Source organism: Microcoleus sp. AT8-A3 (assembly GCF_036705675.1).
Lineage (GTDB): Bacteria > Cyanobacteriota > Cyanobacteriia > Cyanobacteriales > Microcoleaceae > Microcoleus.
The window spans coordinates 50,991-66,282 of the sequence record NZ_JAUBVD010000011.1; the positions used below are offsets into that span (position 1 = coordinate 50,991).

Below are 15,292 nucleotides of genomic sequence, written 5' to 3' on the forward strand. Positions count from 1 at the left end.
TATTGTGGAACAGGCATCTTGCCTGTTGCTAAAAATGTAGAGTTATTGTGGAACAGGCATCTTGCCTGTTGCTAAAAATGTAGAGTTATTGTGGAACAGGCATCTTGCCTGTTGCTAAAAATCTTGTTGACAAAAGAAATAATTCAAATAAAAGCGATCCGAAATCACCAAAATATAGTAAAATAGTAGATTGTGATTAATCTAAGGATATCAACAGATTATGGCTAAGAAGAGCATGGTCGAGCGCGAGAAAAAGCGCCAGAGACTCGTAGACAAGTACGCCGACAAGCGGGAAGACCTGAAAGACCAGTTTGACCAAGCTAACAATCAGATGGACAAAATGGCGATTCACCGCCAACTACAACAGCTACCCCGCAGCAGTTCGCGGACTCGCTTGCGGAACCGCTGCTGGGCAACTGGACGGCCCAGAGGTTACTATCGTGACTTCGGACTGTCTCGCAACATGATGCGAGAAATGGCTCACGAAGGTCTTTTGCCCGGTGTTGTGAAGTCTAGCTGGTAGCAGGAAGAAAGAAGGCACGACACGGATGATGACACGGATATACGGATGATGTTTTTCTGAAATTGTCGTGTTTCTGGAGATTTATTCTAAAGAAAAAGGAAGAAGGAAGAAGGAAAAAAACTTATAAATAATCGGCAAGATTATGTTTGGGGTTGATTCTTGTTTCAGACTTATGAGTTAAATTTTCCTCCTTCTTGCTTCACTGGCCACAGCATTTATCGATGCCGAGACTTTCGAGTAACAAGTCGCTGACGGCGTTGGCGATCGCAAATTCGCCGTAGAAGCTTTTAGAAAAATCATAGGCCTGCATTTCGGTGACGATCGCAATTACGAGGCTGCCCACGTCATTTTCGCCTTCCATGCGCTGGCGGACATAGATTTGGGCAGCTCTTTTAGCTATTTGCTGGTTGGCTGCTTCTGGGATAAACTCGGAGTCTAGCCATGCCAGCAGCGTTTGTTGGAGCCATTGGCCTTCTTGTTCGGGGTTTTTGGCGGGCGGTAAGGTAATAGGTTCAATGGTTTCAGACATAATTATTCCTAATTGCTAATGTTGACTTTGAAAAGTTAACTGAGAAATGACAACTGATAAATATATGCAATATGATATACCGACAATTATACAAGGATACGCGCAAGGCTATTTCTTGATGGCAAATGACGGCGAGGAGAGTTTGGGGTGGTATTCCAGCCGACAGCGGGCGCTGATTCCCCTGGATGAAAGATTTACCTATCCGAAATCCCTGCGTCGCCAAATCAATCAAAATCGATTTTCGGTGGCTGTGAACCGCGATTTTGGGGCGGTGGTTGAGGGTTGTGCCGATCGCGAAACGACTTGGATTTCTAAGGAGCTCAAGAAGATTTACTGGGGTTTGTATGAGGCCGGTTGGGCTTACAGCTTCGAGACTTGGTGCGGCGACGAATTGGCGGGCGGTATTCTCGGATTGTCGATCGGCGGTGCGTTTATTGGGGAGTCGATGTTTTACCGAATTCCCGAAGGTTCTAAGGTGGCGATGGTGAAGTTGGTGGAGAGATTGCGCGATCGATCTTATCTACTTTTCGACGCTCAAATGAACAACCCGCACTTGGAAAGATTCGGAGCTTATACTGTTAAGGAAAAACTGTACAACACTCTTTTGCAAGCAGCTTTGAAGCGCCGCTGCACGCTATTTTGAATATGTCATGCGGGAAAATGCAGTGCCGTTTCCGACCCCAGTAGCTGCTTCAAACAATAGTATAATTCAGCTCAGATACTTCTCGGAGACAACCACAATGCAAGTCACAACCGCAGAAATCATTTATCCTTCCAGCGACGGTCAGCCGATGGCAGATAGCACAATTCAATACAAATTAATTGTCACAATCAAAGAAGGTTGCGAATCGCTGTTTAAGAATGACCCAAACGTTTTTGTAGCAGCCGATTTACTCTGGTATCCGGTTGAGGGCAGACCCGATATTTCTCAAGCACCTGATACGATGGTGGTGTTTGGCAGACCAAAGGGCGAGCGGCCTTCTTACATACAATATCGAGAGGACAATATTGCTCCTCAAGTCGTCTTTGAGATTCGCTCCCACAACGACAGCCAAACTAAAATGAATAAAAAATTGGCATTTTACCAGCGTCATGGAGTTGAGGAATATTACCTTTACGATCCCGAAAGAAATGAGTTGGAAGGTTGGCAAAGAATTGAGGGAAATTTAGAAGTAATTGAGCCGATGGAGGGATGGATAAGTCCGAGATTAGGTGTGCGATTTGAGTTGGGAGAAGATGGCTTAGAAATTTATCGGCCTGATGGAGAAAAGTTTCTTTCCTATGCAGAATTAGAAGAACAGCGGGCATTAGCTCGCCAGCGCCTACAACAAGCAGATCAAAGGGCTCAACAAGCAGATCAAAGGGCTCAACAAGCAGATCAAAGGGCTCAACAAGAAGCTCAAAGAGCCGAACAAGAAGCTCAAAGAGCCGAACAAGCAGAGCAAAAGTCTGATCGTTTAGCCGCTAAACTGCGCGAATTGAACATCGACCCAGATAGCATTTAAGCCCGAATAAATGCTAAGAAACCCGATTTATCTCAGAAATCGGGTTTCTGGGGATTGCGGTTATTTATTCTTTTATGACTTACGCATCAAGACCAAAGAAACCGGGTTTTTGCGGTTTTTGCCGACTGTAACGAATTATTCTCAGGTAAAAACCCGGTTTCTGACCGCCCGTGCGTAAGGCTTATTCTTTTCAGGGCGAACCGGGATATTTGGTCGATCGCCCCCCAGCTCAAATTACCTATACTACAATATATAATACAGATATTCGAGCCAAAATCCTTGGAGCTCAGAAAAATCAGAATCGAAGCCCCTTGAATGTGTAAAAATACTGAAGCAAACATTACTAAAGCCTACACGGAGCAATTGTTGTGGATTCCAGATATAACCCCCAATCCATAGAAGAAAAATGGCAGCAGACATGGGCTGAGCAAAACTTAGACCAGATGCCAGAAGATACCCAAAAGCCTAAATTTTATGCCTTATCCATGTTCCCCTACCCGTCGGGAAACCTGCACATGGGCCACGTCCGCAACTACACAATTATTGATGTAATTGCCAGACTCAAGCGAATGCAAGGTTATCGGGTATTGAATCCGATGGGATGGGACGCTTTTGGTTTACCCGCAGAAAATGCCGCCATCGAGCGCGGAATTCCCCCGGCAAAATGGACGTATGAAAATATTGCCCAAATGAAAGGCTTATTTCGCCGTCTCGGCATCTCCTTTGATTGGACAAAAGAAGTTACAACTTGTTCTCCCGATTATTATCGGTGGACTCAATGGATTTTCTTACAATTTTTAGAAGCAGGATTAGCATATCAAAAAGAAGCGGCAGTTAATTGGGACCCCATAGATCAAACAGTCTTAGCAAACGAACAAGTAGATAACGAAGGTCGTTCCTGGCGTTCCGGTGCCAAAGTCGAGCGCAAATTATTGCGGCAGTGGTTCCTCAAAATTACCGATTACGCCGAACAGTTATTAAACGACTTAGACAAATTGCCAGATTGGCCAGAAAGAGTCAAATTAATGCAAGCCAACTGGATCGGCAAATCAGTCGGCGCTTACTTAGAATTTCCGATTGTCGGCATGGATGAAAAAATCGCCGTTTTCACCACACGTCCCGATACAGTTTACGGCGTCAGTTACGTTGTTTTAGCGCCGGAACATCCACTAACTCAGCGCGTGACAACCGCAGACAGAAAAGCGGCCGTAGAAACCTTCATCAAAGAAGTCGCCGCCCAAAGCGAGATCGATCGCACAGCCGAAGACAAACCAAAGCGTGGCATCCCCACAGGCGGCAAAGCAATCAATCCTTTCAACGGCGAAGAAATTCCCATTTGGATAGCCGATTATGTGCTGTACGAATACGGCACCGGCGCAGTCATGGGAGTACCAGCCCACGACACGCGAGATTTCAAATTTGCCAATCAATATCAACTGCCAATTAAAGTAGTAATTGTGGATGATGATGAGCTGCCATTGACCGAAGCTTACACCGAACCAGGAATTATGATTAATTCCGAAAGCTTCAACGGCATGGATTCAATTAAAGGCAAAGCAGCGATTATTCACCATGCCGAAAATTCCGGTTATGGCAAAGCCCGCATCCAATACCGATTGAGAGATTGGTTAATTTCTAGACAGCGTTATTGGGGCGCTCCAATTCCCGTAATTCACTGTCCCACCTGCGGAACAGTCCCCGTACCCGCATCGGATTTGCCAGTATTGTTGCCGGAAAATGTACAATTTACTGGCAAAGGTTCGCCCTTGGCAAAGATGGAAGAATGGGTAAACGTTCCTTGTCCGAGTTGCGGCACTGCGGCGAAGCGGGAAACAGATACGATGGATACTTTTATCGATTCTTCGTGGTATTTCTTGCGCTATCCCGATGCTCAAAATCAAGAGCAAATCTTCGATACTGCGAAGACAAATGATTGGATGCCAGTAGACCAATATGTCGGCGGCATCGAACACGCAATCTTGCACTTGCTGTATTCGCGGTTCTTTACCAAGGTTTTGCGCGATCGGGGTTTGATCAATTGTGACGAACCATTTAAACGCCTGTTAACTCAGGGCATGGTGCAAGCAATGGCCTATAAAAATCCTGTTACTGGCAAATACTTTCCCCCAGCAGATATAGACCCCGCAAATCCCAAAGATCCTCAAACTGGCGAAGCTTTGGAAGTCTTCTACGAGAAGATGTCCAAATCAAAATATAATGGCGTTGACCCCTTGCAAGTTATGGGCAAATATGGGGTAGATACGGCGCGGATGTTTATTTTATTCAAAGCGCCGCCAGAGAAGGATTTGGAGTGGGACGACGCTGATGTGGAAGGGCAATTTCGCTTTTTAAATCGCGTTTGGCGCGTGGTTACAGAGTTTGGTTCACCCCCCCCTGCCCCCCCTTGCCAAGGGGGGGAGAAAGAGGTTTTAAGTAAACCTGAGAAGGATTTGCGGCGGGCGATTCACACTGCAATTAAGGAAGTGAGCGAAGATTTGGAGGGCGATTATCAGTTCAATACTGCTGTTTCGGAAATGATGAAACTCAGCAATGCTTTGAATGATGCTAAATGTAAAGATTCGCCAATTTATGCAGAAGGAATTAACACTTTGATTCGCTTGTTAGCGCCTTTTGCGCCGCATATTGCTGATGAATTGTGGCACAATACTGGTAACAGTGAATCGGTGCATACGCAAACTTGGCCGACTGTCGATCCATCTGCATTAGTTACCGATGAAATTACGCTGGTAATTCAAGTTATGGGCAAGACTCGCGGCACAATTCAAGTGCCTTCAGGTGCGGATAAAGCTGCTTTGGAAAAGTTTGCTCGCGAGTCGGAATTGGCTAAGCGTCACCTGGAAGGTAAGGAGATTAAAAAGGTAATTGTGGTGCCTGGAAAGTTGGTGAATTTCGTGGTAGCTTGAGTGTAAAAGTCGCTACCTGTAGGCAACGTATCGTTTCTAGACAAACACAACCTAATCCCCTTTAAACACTATCGGGCAACTATTATTTACTGTAAGAGTAGACAAGTTGCCCTTTTTTTACTAGCTTTAAGGGAATTTTAGGATTGTTTAGCGGCTCGTTTCTTAGCCTCACCTTTTCTTCCCATTCTTTAAATTTAGGTTCCAGCATTTCAGGTGTAAGTTTATAAATCTCTTTGAGAGTTATGCCTTCATACAGTCCAATATACCAAGCTTCTACTCTGCGATACTTGTTAAGTATAATTTCATTCAAATGATGGTGAGTAGTGACCCCACCGCTTCTATTGAGAGCAATATTTATTGTTTTAAGTTCGTATTCTTTTCCTTCAGCATCAATAGCATCGTTTCCTTCACGTCCAGGTGATATCCGCAGCCCTAAAAGGATTAATAACTGTAAAGTCTTTCCCCCGTTATCTTGAAAAATATCGGCAATACCATATTCACTAGCCAGATTTTGCAATTCTTGGATGCTTTTCATAGCATTTTCTAGCCGTTTAGCATCTGAAATGCGTTCTGCTTCCGTGGTAACAGCCTCTTCAACAGGCTCTACAACTGACGGAGAAACTGGTTCAGCTATTAGGGTGTTAATGAGAGCTGTACTCTCGCCGCTTTGGCTAAAACTGATTAAATAAGTAGCGGGTACATCGAGCGCTTCAGCTAGAGCGAAAATAACTTCAAAGGATGGCGATCTTTCACCGCGTTCCAATAAGCTGATATAGTCAGTAGTCTTGTCTATGAGTTCTGCTAACTCGTCCTGTGTCATCCTTTTTTCTCTGCGTAACTGACTTACCTTGGCCGCAAATTGTTGTCTGGCTTCTTTGTAATTCATACCCCTCACAATTCATAAAAACGAACTGAAAGTTCGTTTTTTGAATGGTACGAAGAATTTACACACAAAACAACGTACTGAAAGTACGGATTTAGTAAGACTGAGAGTACGGATTTTGATATAATGACAGTAGGCTGTGTCTGTTGTACCTTAAACTAATCTAAATTAAGCATGAGTAACATTTTGCCCGCCCCAATTTACACCACCCAATACGGTCAATCTTATTTGGGAGATTCTCTTCATCTCCTGAATAGTCTTGCTAGCAATTCTGTAGATTTGGTGATTACATCCCCTCCTTTTGCATTGCAACGCCAAAAGAGTTATGGAAATGAAGATCAAGATTTATATGTTGATTGGCTGCTGGGCTTTGCTCCTGAAATTAAAAGAGTTCTTAAGGATACTGGAAGTTTTGTTATAGACCTTGGAGGTGCTTATCAGAAAGGAATACCTGTACGGTCGCTGTATAATTACCGGGTACTTATTAGATTATGTGACGAATATGAATTTAAACTTGCTCAGGAATTTTTCTGGTTTAATCCTTCAAAACTTCCATCTCCTATAGAGTGGGTGAATAAAAAGAAAATCCGGGCAAAAGATTCTGTGAATACTGTTTGGTGGCTTTCCAAAACCAATCAACCTCAAGCGAATATTACTAAAGTCAAAGTAGAGTATTCTGAGAGAATGAAAAAACTTTTGAAAAATGCTGATGAATTTTACACGCCCAAAGAACGTCCTTCCGGTCACAATATTAGCGATCGATTTTCCAAAGATAATGGAGGTGCTATTCCATCTAATTTGCTAGAAATTTCTAATTCGGAAAGTAATTCTCAATACTTGCGTTGGTGCAAAGAGTTTAATGTTAAGGCGCATCCGGCACGTTTTCCCCAAAGATTACCGTCATTTTTTATAAATTTTCTTACTGAACCGGGAGACTTGGTAGTAGATATTTTTTCGGGTTCTAATACTACGGGTTATGCAGCAGAACAATTATCAAGAAACTGGATAAGCTGTGAAAAAGAAAAACAATATGTTGCTGCATCAATATTTAGATTTTTGCCTCAAGAATCTTTTGGGGAAGCGGATACAATATACAACCAATTGTTAACTGAGGAAGCATCAGGAGTGATTTTACCTCAAAATAGGCTCCTTTTTGAAGTTAATAATTATTGTTGTTAATTTGGCTAAATAGTCAAATTCTTATTCAGATATTAAACAGTATATTGAAATCGCTTCTACACGAACCAATTTCCAGCAGAGAGAAACTGAAAAAGATGGTTTTAATTGTTTGTGTCAAAAAGCAATTGCACGATCGCTCCGCATTCCAATTTTAATACAGATTGAGCGCTGCCGCCATTAACGGCAATTTCTACCCAACCGTCAGAACCAGTTATGGCAATTAAATCGCCCGGTTCGCTGTCGCTGTAGGTTTTACCGCTGGGGATGCGAATTGCATCAGAACTATTGCTAATTGTCAATGACCAATTGTTACCTATAATGCAATTATTCGGGATATTAGTAATTAGGTTGCCGAAGCGATCGACATATTGAATGCAGCCTTCTATACCTGTGGCTGTAACGGCACAATTTGGTATCTCTAACTGCACTAAACTCGCAGGGTCGAGATCCTCTCCCAAGTCTTCCAAAGCCACCCCGTTGGCCAAGTGAGCGCCCGCTGCTGCAAAAATATCGCGACCGTGAAAAGTGCTGCTGGGTTGAGGCGATCGCCAGTATTTGGGGTTGGTGAGCTCGACAGATGCGATCGCACTTTCCCGACTCAACACCCCGCTAAACAACCCGTTATCCGGCCCGACAAGCCAGCAATTAGCACATTTAATCGCAACCGGGCGTCTCTTGCTTCCCACACCCGGATCGACGACAGCAACGTGTACGGTTTCCGGCGGAAAATAAGCAAAAGCAGTCATCAAACAAAACCTCGCGGCCGCAATATTTTGAGATGGTATTTGGTGCGTAATGTCAATAACTTTGAGTTGGGGGTTAATTTGGGCGATCGTACCTTTCATCACTCCCACATAAACATCGCTTAATCCAAAATCCGTCAGTAGAGTTATAATTCTATTTTTAGACATATATCCAAAGGTAAGAATATGGTAGCGCAGTGGGAAAACTTTCTGCAAAACTTGGGAGAATGGCACGGTTCCTTCACTCAGCTATCAACGCGAGGAGAGGTACTTCAAGATACTCCTAGCATTATTTCTCTCGAAGGTTTCAATGACAACAAAAATGTGCGATTGAAACTCCGTCGGTTTTCCCCAAATCCCAGCGGTGTCGGCGAACCGGAAGTGAACGAACTTGTTCGAGAATATCAGGGTTTGGGACGGGATATCTTGTTTTTTGAGAATGGAGCTTTTTGTCAGGGAACTATTCAACTAGCGCCTTATTCTGAGTGCGGTGCCGAGTTTGGTTTTATCTACAATTATCGCCGGTTGCGCTTCGTTCAGCTCTACAATACCGACGGCTATTTATCAACACTTACCTTAATTCGGGAAAAGCAGCTTGATAAAAATGTCCCCGAACGTCCGCCTTTAACTGTTGAGGCTTTGCTGGGAGAGTGGCAGGGCGAGGCCGTGACAATGTATCCAGATTCGCGTTCTCCTGATTCCTATTCTACCAATTTACAATTGCATTTGGAAAGTGGCGATCGCCTAATTCAAAAAATTACTTTTGGCAGTAATGGTACTGTTATCAGTTCTAGCGCCAGCATTGACGGTTCTGTATTAAATTTTAACGAAGGTGCTTCGTCGGTGCAAGTTGTGCTGCTTCCTGACGGCGGTTCTTGCACTCTCCCTGTCAAGATTGAATCCAGAAAACCTATATTTTTCGAGGCTGGTTGGTTGGTAGAAACTGACTTGCGGTTTCGGATGATTCGCAGTTACGATGAGCGGGGTGAATGGGTAAGTTTGACTTTAGTTACTGAACGAAAAGTTAGTCATTAATTTTGTAGGGGCGGGTTCACCAACAATTTTTAATTCCCTCCCAAATATTAATAAACCCGGCCCCACCCAACCAATAAATTCTGATTGCGGAAAAGGTTTGTCGGTATCTCGGATGGGTGGGGCGGGTTGCTTAATTCTGCTATTTGATGATATAAACTTTGGCGAACCCGCCCCTACCAATCTGGGTATTTTCGCGAATGTTATTCGCCGGACTTTGTTTCCTGGGTTTGCGAGTGAATCACCGCACTCCAATCATCATTGTTAACAGCCGCTTCCAAATCCTTAGCCTGTTCGCCGTCATTTTTGGCTGCTGTTTCTAACTCTTTGGTAAGAGTGGAATCTGCCATTGCTTTCCGCAATTTCAGTTTCTTTTCCTCATAAGCTTTTTGTTCCTCAGCAGACATAGCAGCGCGCGCTGCTTGGCCTACCGTAGCCGCCCACATTTCGCTTTCAGCACCGTTTCCAGGTGGAAGGCTGCCAATTTCTGCTATCCAAGCATCCCGCAAACTTTCCATTTCTTCCCGCTTCGGGAATTTGAAAGTTTGCACGCGCAGGAAAGCGCAATTTTCGACGCCGTTTTGGGCGATGTGACCGTTGATTGAAAGCAGGATATTTCGCGAATAACCGATAAACTGAGTATTGCGGGAAATATCCATTACAGCGTAAACGCCGGCGACTTTCGCGTTAGTTGCCAAATCGCGCCACGTATCGATCGACATTACTTGCGTGCCGTCATTTTCTAATTCAGAAATAGCAGCGGCTGCGCTGTGTTCTGAGTCGGAACTGTATAAAAAGTTGTGCAGTCCTTCATGGGCGACAGGTACGTTTTGATGTTCAATTGCTACGTCTCGATCGGCATTCACTTGATTAGCTTCCATTAAATTCAATTCCTCAAAAAATGTCAACTTTACTCATTAAATCCCACTTTCAGGGGCGGGTTTTTCAACCCACCCCACAATTAAGTTCTCTTTGTGGAACAGGCATCTTGCCTGTTCTATTGTTTTTTTTGCCCTTACCTACTTAACTTACGGCAATTTGTTGCAATTCCTCGTCAGTCAATTTAACTTCGAGCGCCTGCACAGAGTCCTCAATACTCGATACTTTGGTCGCACCGGGAATCGGAACTATGCAGGGCGATTTTGCCATCAACCAAGCTAATACTATACAGTAAACAGAAACGTTTTTTTCTGCGGCTAATTTGGCGATCGCGGGCATATCTTGCAAGCTTGTGGCGCGGCGGCTTCCTCCTAAAGGACTCCAGGGAAAAAATGTCAGTTTTTCTGTTTCGCAATATTCCAGAACGCCGTCTGATTCGGGCTGTCTGTGCCAAGGATTATATTGATTCTGCACGGAGACAATTTCTACTGTATCGCGGGCACGTTTGATCTGCTCTACAGAAAAGTTGGAAACTCCAATAAATCGAATCATTCCTGCTTCTACTGCTTCTTTTGCAGGTGCTAGGGCTTCCTCGATGGTATAAGCGGGATCGGGTGAGTGATATTGCCAAAGGTCGATCGGTTCCTTGCCGCCCAATGCTTCAAAACTTTCGCGAATTGTCTTGCGTAAATGGTGGGGGTTGCCGTTCCGCGTCCAAGCACCTTGAGGCCGCATTAAGCCGCCTTTAGTGGCAACAGTAACGGCCCTAACATCTCCGCTATACTGTTCCAAAGCTTTGGCAATCAGGTGCTCGTTGTGGTGTTTGTCGGATTGATCTTGGCAGTAGGAATCTGCGGTGTCAATAAGGGTGACACCCAAATCGAGGGCGCGGTGGATTACCGCAATTGATTGATCTTCGGGCGGCCTGCCGCTTAAGGACATTGGCATACCTCCAAGACCGATCGCGCTGATAGTAAAATTACTGTTACCCAGTTTTTTTCTTTTCATTGGTTTCCCTTCGTTTGCGTGGTTTAGTTCCAGTTTACATTTCCAGGATAAGTTGAAATCTTACATTTATTTAACTATCTAAGTAAATAGAAACAAATATTTTTTAGATAAGCTGTTTTGCCTGGAAAATTTATATTTCAATTCCCTATTCCCCCGTGTCAAATCCTCTCCCTCTCAAACCTAATAGACACTCTAGATGTGCTGCTGCTTACCTACCAGCTTAACTAGCTGGAAGCGCTGGTGTAAAAGCGGAGTGCAAATTGCCAGAAGTAGCGGGAGAACAATAACAGCCCGATCGCCAATATTCCCGCCCCTGCGATCCAAACGATTTCACCTCTCCCCAGCATGGCTTCTGCTGGCACAGTCGTCAAGAAGGCAACGGGAACTACGAAAGTGAAGAAAAATCGATAAGCTGCAGGATAAGCAGCCATGGGAAATCTACCCGCTTCTAACAATCCTTCGAGAACTTCGGTAACATTGTAAATTTTCACAAACCAAATGCTGGTTGCCCCTAACATAAACCATATACTGTAAAGAGTAATAGTTCCGAAGAACAGCGGTATTGCTGTTAAAAAATAGTTGCCGATTGCTACTCCCAATTTGTTGGCAGCATACAGCAACAATACAGTGCCCAAGATTAAATCTGGGATTCCCCAAGGCGAAACTGTGTTTGCAGATAGCCAGAATTGGGAACTGATGGGTTTGAGGAGTACGAAATCGAGAGTACCTTGCTGGACTCGATCGACAATACGGCTGAGATTAGGTGCTAGAAACGTTGACGAAAACCCCTGCAAAATCGTGAAAATGCCGAGTACAACTAAGGCCTCTTCCCATTTCCAACCCGAAAACGTGTAGCCAGTACGATAGAACAAAAATAGCCCAAACAAGCTGCCCGCAAGATTTCCGAGGCTGCTGATGGCCGCGAGGACAAAGTTGATTCGGTATTCTAGTTCCGCTGCGATCGCCGCACCCCAGAACAATTTCAGTACGTGCAAATATCGTCCCATGTTTGTCGCCATTTTTTGCCGTGTAAATACTTAAATTCCCATATTGTAAAGCTTGTGTGAAGTTAGCTGCTGTACAGGCTGCTCATTTGACTATAACAATAAATTATTGATACTGCTTACGTAAGTAGTTCTACTGAGGCAAAATATTAAGTTATTTAACCAATTTTAAACACAAATTACAATTATTAATCAAAGTCAATCTTAAGCTCATATACTTTGGCAATTTTTAAGCCAACTTCATTTTTTCACAGAAAATATCGACTTAGTGATTAAAAATACTAATATGTTACAAGCCTTAATATTATAAATATTTGACAAACATCTAGCCATACCCAAACGGAACACTTAGGATGGGGCATACGTACTCAAAAGGAATACGTAATCAGTAATGCGTAATTATACGCACAAAAAAGGGATCGAGGAATTGACCTAGCTAACAACACGTAAGGAAAAAAAGACATGGATGCTTTAACATTATCGAGACTGGGCGTCAAGCACACCAAGAGTGCAGTAGCCGAATCGCTGCGGATCAATACAGGATACGACGTGACAAGCCCAGTCACTTTTTACGGGATTGTCAACGAGCGCTGCAATGTAAAATGCCGGCAGTGCGAGTATTGGCGGCTCAAAGAATATAAAGACGAAATGACGATCGAAGAATGGCAAAATGCCCTCTTGAGCGTCAAAGAATTTGTGGGCGAATTTTCAATCAACTTTAGTGGCGGCGAACCTTATATTAAAAAAGGTTTTCTAGACTTGCTGGCCTTTGCGAATAAAAATGGCATTCACGCCGGCGTCACCACCAACGGCTATTGCATGACCAGGGAAAACGCAGCCAAAACTGTCGCTGCTCGTCCTTTTAATGTGAATATGTCCGTTGACGGGCCGAATGCAGAACTGCACGATTATTTGCGGGGTCAACCGGGATTGTTCGACAGACTTTCTAAAGGAATCGGTTATCTGCGCGAAGAACAAGAAAAACAGAACGTCCTGTTTCCGATCAACGTCAAACCGACAATGAACCGACTGAATTTCCGCCACCTCCCGGAAATAGTCACCTGGGCTCAGGGAATTGGGGCGACGACGGTGAACTTCCAACCGGTCAACCGCTGGACGCCAGAAACCTACGAGGAATTGTGGATTGAAAAAGAAGACATGGAGGAATTTGCACAAGTAATCGAGCGGCTAATTGAAATGAAGAAGAACGGCGCTCCGATTATGAACAGCGATGAAGTGTTGCGATTGATGATTCCTCACTTTGCCGAAGAAAAAGCTCCTGATTCAACTCGTCCTTGTCGCGTTGGACTGCGAAATTACTGGATTGATACGCGCGGCGATGTGAAATTGTGCGATGAGTATCCGGTGATTGGTAATGTGAAAAACGCCAGCGCCCGCGAGATTTGGTACGGCGAAAAAGCTCAAGAAGTCCGCCGCGATACTTTGAATTGCGGCAAGCTTTGTCTGATTACTTGTGTCTCACAAAAGACGATTTTGGACAAAGTGAAAATGGGGATGAAGTTATTAAAGAATTGAGGTTTGAGCAGTGTTAATATCGCTTGTACTCCTAGTAGCCGGGTTTGATCAGAAACCCGGTTTTTTGTTTATTTGTCTTCGTTATTGCTGTCGATTTCCATTTGTTCTCGATCGCGCTCTTCCTGCTCTTGTTCCTTTTGCTTGTATAATTCATTTGTTCGCGATCGCGCTGACGTTCCCTCTCTTGCTGCTCCCGGTTCAATTCCACCTGTTCGATTTCCACCATCCCGCAAATTGTGGATGTTGTCTGCTGGAAAAAATCTTGATTGGCAATCAGGTAGTTTAAGTATTTTTCAATATCCCTTTCCATTCCCAAAAGAGCGATCGACCTTTCTATGCCAAAAAGAGCGATCGACCTTCCCAGACACAAGAGCGATCGTATTGCTTTTACTCAATCAGTATTGAAAACATCCTGCAAGTTACGATAACCACTAATAACGCGCCAAATCTCAATACCATCACCAACTATTTGATAAAAAATGATGTATCCCATCAATGGCACACCACGTAAACTGGGAGAAAATTGTGAATACGATCGCCCCAAATATGGAAACTGTGCAATCTGCTGACATTTTTTACCAAATCCTTCCACAAAGCGCTCTCCCGCATCCACACTTTGCGCCAAAAAGTAATCGGAAATTTCGGATAAATCTCGACTCGCTTCGATCGTAATAAGCAAGCGATTCATGCTCTTAATTCTCTGGCTTTTTTGACTTTATCTCTAAGTTGAGCTAATACATCGTCTGCATTGAGCAACTCACCCCGTTGTGCTTGTTCTCGTGCTATATCGATTTTCTTCCCTGTTTCTTGTACCCACGCTAAATAGTTTGGGCTGTTGCCGTCATCGGATAAAGTAACATCATCGATTAATAACAGCAAGGCTGTGTTAATTGCTTCTTCAAGGGAGGGATATTGACCGTGCTTTACTAAAGCTTCAAGGACTTGGGTTTGCTCTTGGCTCAAGGTGATTTGCATTGTTACCTCGGATGGGGGCAAGGGTTGGACAATACTTCTACTGTATCGTATTTTATTACAAAAATGTGTGAAGCGAAGCTATCCCGTAGGGAATCGCTCTTGACTGTGGTCGATAGAAAAAGGCGATCGCCCGCGCATTGAGAAATAGAAATAAAGGGATCTCGACCTTTCCATACTAAAAGAGCGATCGACCTTTCCCAGCCAAAAAGGGATCTCGCTCTAGTTGTCGAGTAGACATGGTTTGGGATAAACTAATATTGTCTCCTTGGCTCGGCTATAATAGTCCTCGTATCATTCTTTAAAGAACCTTTATGCCAGAAGTTGCACGATTTTACGGAATAATCATCAAAATTTTCTTTGGGGATCACCCACCTCCTCATTTTCACGCAGTTTACGGTGAGTACAACGCTTTGATCGGTATTGAGTATGCGAGAAATTATAGAAGGAGATTTACCGAATCGGGCCCAAAAGCTGGTAATAGAATGGGCTACGTTGTACCAGAAAGAACTGCTGGATATGTGGAATAGCCAAGAATTTAGTAAACTTCCACCATTAAAATAACTCCGATCTGT

Annotated in this window: 17 protein-coding genes and 1 pseudogene; 9 read left to right on the top strand and 9 right to left on the bottom strand. The window is 44.0% G+C overall.

Going from position 1 to position 15,292, the window contains the following annotated elements:
• Positions 1 to 220: 220 nt before the first annotated feature.
• A complete protein-coding gene (gene rpsN / locus QUB51_RS09050) occupies positions 221 to 523 on the top strand; it encodes a 30S ribosomal protein S14 (RefSeq protein WP_006633844.1) in 303 nt (100 codons plus the stop codon).
• 199 nt (positions 524 to 722) lie between these two features.
• Here rpsN and QUB51_RS09055 read toward each other — a convergent pair whose 3' ends face one another.
• Complete coding sequence (locus tag QUB51_RS09055; protein ID WP_190740107.1) at positions 723 to 1,052, bottom strand: hypothetical protein; 330 nt, start codon at positions 1,050 to 1,052, stop codon at positions 723 to 725.
• Between the two features lie 46 nt (positions 1,053 to 1,098).
• Between QUB51_RS09055 and aat the strand changes: the two genes are divergently transcribed.
• The 3 genes from aat (at position 1,099) to leuS (ending at position 5,481) form a co-directional block, all read left to right on the top strand.
• The gene (gene aat, locus QUB51_RS09060) at positions 1,099 to 1,695 is read left to right on the top strand and encodes a leucyl/phenylalanyl-tRNA--protein transferase (protein WP_445242611.1); all 597 of its coding nucleotides are present in this window, start codon (positions 1,099 to 1,101) and stop codon (positions 1,693 to 1,695) included.
• Between the two features lie 97 nt (positions 1,696 to 1,792).
• The gene (locus QUB51_RS09065; protein WP_333260797.1) at positions 1,793 to 2,557 is read left to right on the top strand and encodes a Uma2 family endonuclease; all 765 of its coding nucleotides are present in this window, start codon (positions 1,793 to 1,795) and stop codon (positions 2,555 to 2,557) included.
• Positions 2,558 to 2,925: 368 nt separating this feature from the next.
• A complete protein-coding gene (leuS, locus tag QUB51_RS09070) occupies positions 2,926 to 5,481 on the top strand; it encodes a leucine--tRNA ligase (protein WP_333210719.1) in 2,556 nt (851 codons plus the stop codon).
• An 82-nt stretch (positions 5,482 to 5,563) separates the two neighbouring features.
• Here the strand turns inward: leuS and QUB51_RS09075 are convergent, their stop codons facing one another.
• Entirely contained in the window at positions 5,564 to 6,367 is an 804-nt protein-coding gene (locus QUB51_RS09075) for a helix-turn-helix domain-containing protein (protein WP_333260793.1), read from the bottom strand.
• Positions 6,368 to 6,538: 171 nt separating this feature from the next.
• On the opposite strand from QUB51_RS09075, the gene QUB51_RS09080 reads away from it, so the two are divergent.
• Entirely contained in the window at positions 6,539 to 7,543 is a 1,005-nt protein-coding gene (locus QUB51_RS09080; RefSeq protein WP_333055627.1) for a site-specific DNA-methyltransferase, read from the top strand.
• Between the two features lie 101 nt (positions 7,544 to 7,644).
• Here QUB51_RS09080 and QUB51_RS09085 read toward each other — a convergent pair whose 3' ends face one another.
• On the bottom strand, positions 7,645 to 8,454 hold the full coding sequence (locus tag QUB51_RS09085) for an SAM-dependent chlorinase/fluorinase (protein ID WP_333210721.1): 810 nt from the start codon (positions 8,452 to 8,454) through the stop codon (positions 7,645 to 7,647).
• A gap of 18 nt (positions 8,455 to 8,472) precedes the next feature.
• Between QUB51_RS09085 and QUB51_RS09090 the strand changes: the two genes are divergently transcribed.
• On the top strand, positions 8,473 to 9,321 hold the full coding sequence (locus QUB51_RS09090; RefSeq protein ID WP_333055629.1) for a DUF3598 family protein: 849 nt from the start codon (positions 8,473 to 8,475) through the stop codon (positions 9,319 to 9,321).
• Between the two features lie 200 nt (positions 9,322 to 9,521).
• Here QUB51_RS09090 and QUB51_RS09095 read toward each other — a convergent pair whose 3' ends face one another.
• The 3 genes from QUB51_RS09095 to QUB51_RS09105 form a co-directional block, all read right to left on the bottom strand.
• On the bottom strand, positions 9,522 to 10,199 hold the full coding sequence (locus tag QUB51_RS09095) for a GIY-YIG nuclease family protein (RefSeq protein ID WP_333055630.1): 678 nt from the start codon (positions 10,197 to 10,199) through the stop codon (positions 9,522 to 9,524).
• A 142-nt stretch (positions 10,200 to 10,341) separates the two neighbouring features.
• Positions 10,342 to 11,205, bottom strand: coding sequence for an aldo/keto reductase (locus QUB51_RS09100; RefSeq protein ID WP_333055631.1), 864 nt, complete (start codon positions 11,203 to 11,205; stop codon positions 10,342 to 10,344).
• 224 nt (positions 11,206 to 11,429) lie between these two features.
• Positions 11,430 to 12,224: an ABC transporter permease gene (locus QUB51_RS09105; protein ID WP_445242994.1), complete on the bottom strand. Its 795-nt coding sequence runs from the start codon at positions 12,222 to 12,224 to the stop codon at positions 11,430 to 11,432.
• A 447-nt stretch (positions 12,225 to 12,671) separates the two neighbouring features.
• Between QUB51_RS09105 and QUB51_RS09110 the strand changes: the two genes are divergently transcribed.
• Positions 12,672 to 13,745, top strand: a complete 1,074-nt coding sequence (locus tag QUB51_RS09110) for a radical SAM protein (protein WP_333223812.1) — start codon at positions 12,672 to 12,674, stop codon at positions 13,743 to 13,745.
• 31 nt (positions 13,746 to 13,776) lie between these two features.
• Here the strand turns inward: QUB51_RS09110 and QUB51_RS09115 are convergent, their stop codons facing one another.
• From QUB51_RS09115 to QUB51_RS09125, 3 genes are read right to left on the bottom strand one after another with little or no spacing between them, the layout of a single operon-like run.
• Entirely contained in the window at positions 13,777 to 14,115 is a 339-nt protein-coding gene (locus tag QUB51_RS09115; protein WP_333210724.1) for a hypothetical protein, read from the bottom strand.
• 21 nt (positions 14,116 to 14,136) lie between these two features.
• Positions 14,137 to 14,433, bottom strand: coding sequence for a type II toxin-antitoxin system RelE/ParE family toxin (locus tag QUB51_RS09120; RefSeq protein ID WP_333210727.1), 297 nt, complete (start codon positions 14,431 to 14,433; stop codon positions 14,137 to 14,139).
• On the bottom strand, positions 14,430 to 14,720 hold the full coding sequence (locus tag QUB51_RS09125) for a hypothetical protein (protein ID WP_333210729.1): 291 nt from the start codon (positions 14,718 to 14,720) through the stop codon (positions 14,430 to 14,432). Before QUB51_RS09125 ends, QUB51_RS09120 begins: the two co-directional genes overlap by 4 nt.
• Positions 14,721 to 15,031: 311 nt before the next feature.
• Here QUB51_RS09125 and QUB51_RS30375 point away from each other — a divergent pair.
• Together QUB51_RS30375 and QUB51_RS30380 are read left to right on the top strand one after the other, a co-directional pair.
• A pseudogene (locus tag QUB51_RS30375) lies at positions 15,032 to 15,133 on the top strand (DUF4160 domain-containing protein); the annotation flags it as partial.
• A gap of 13 nt (positions 15,134 to 15,146) precedes the next feature.
• Positions 15,147 to 15,281, top strand: coding sequence for a DUF4160 domain-containing protein (locus tag QUB51_RS30380; protein ID WP_333291193.1), 135 nt, complete (start codon positions 15,147 to 15,149; stop codon positions 15,279 to 15,281).
• The last annotated feature ends 11 nt before the right edge of the window (positions 15,282 to 15,292 follow it).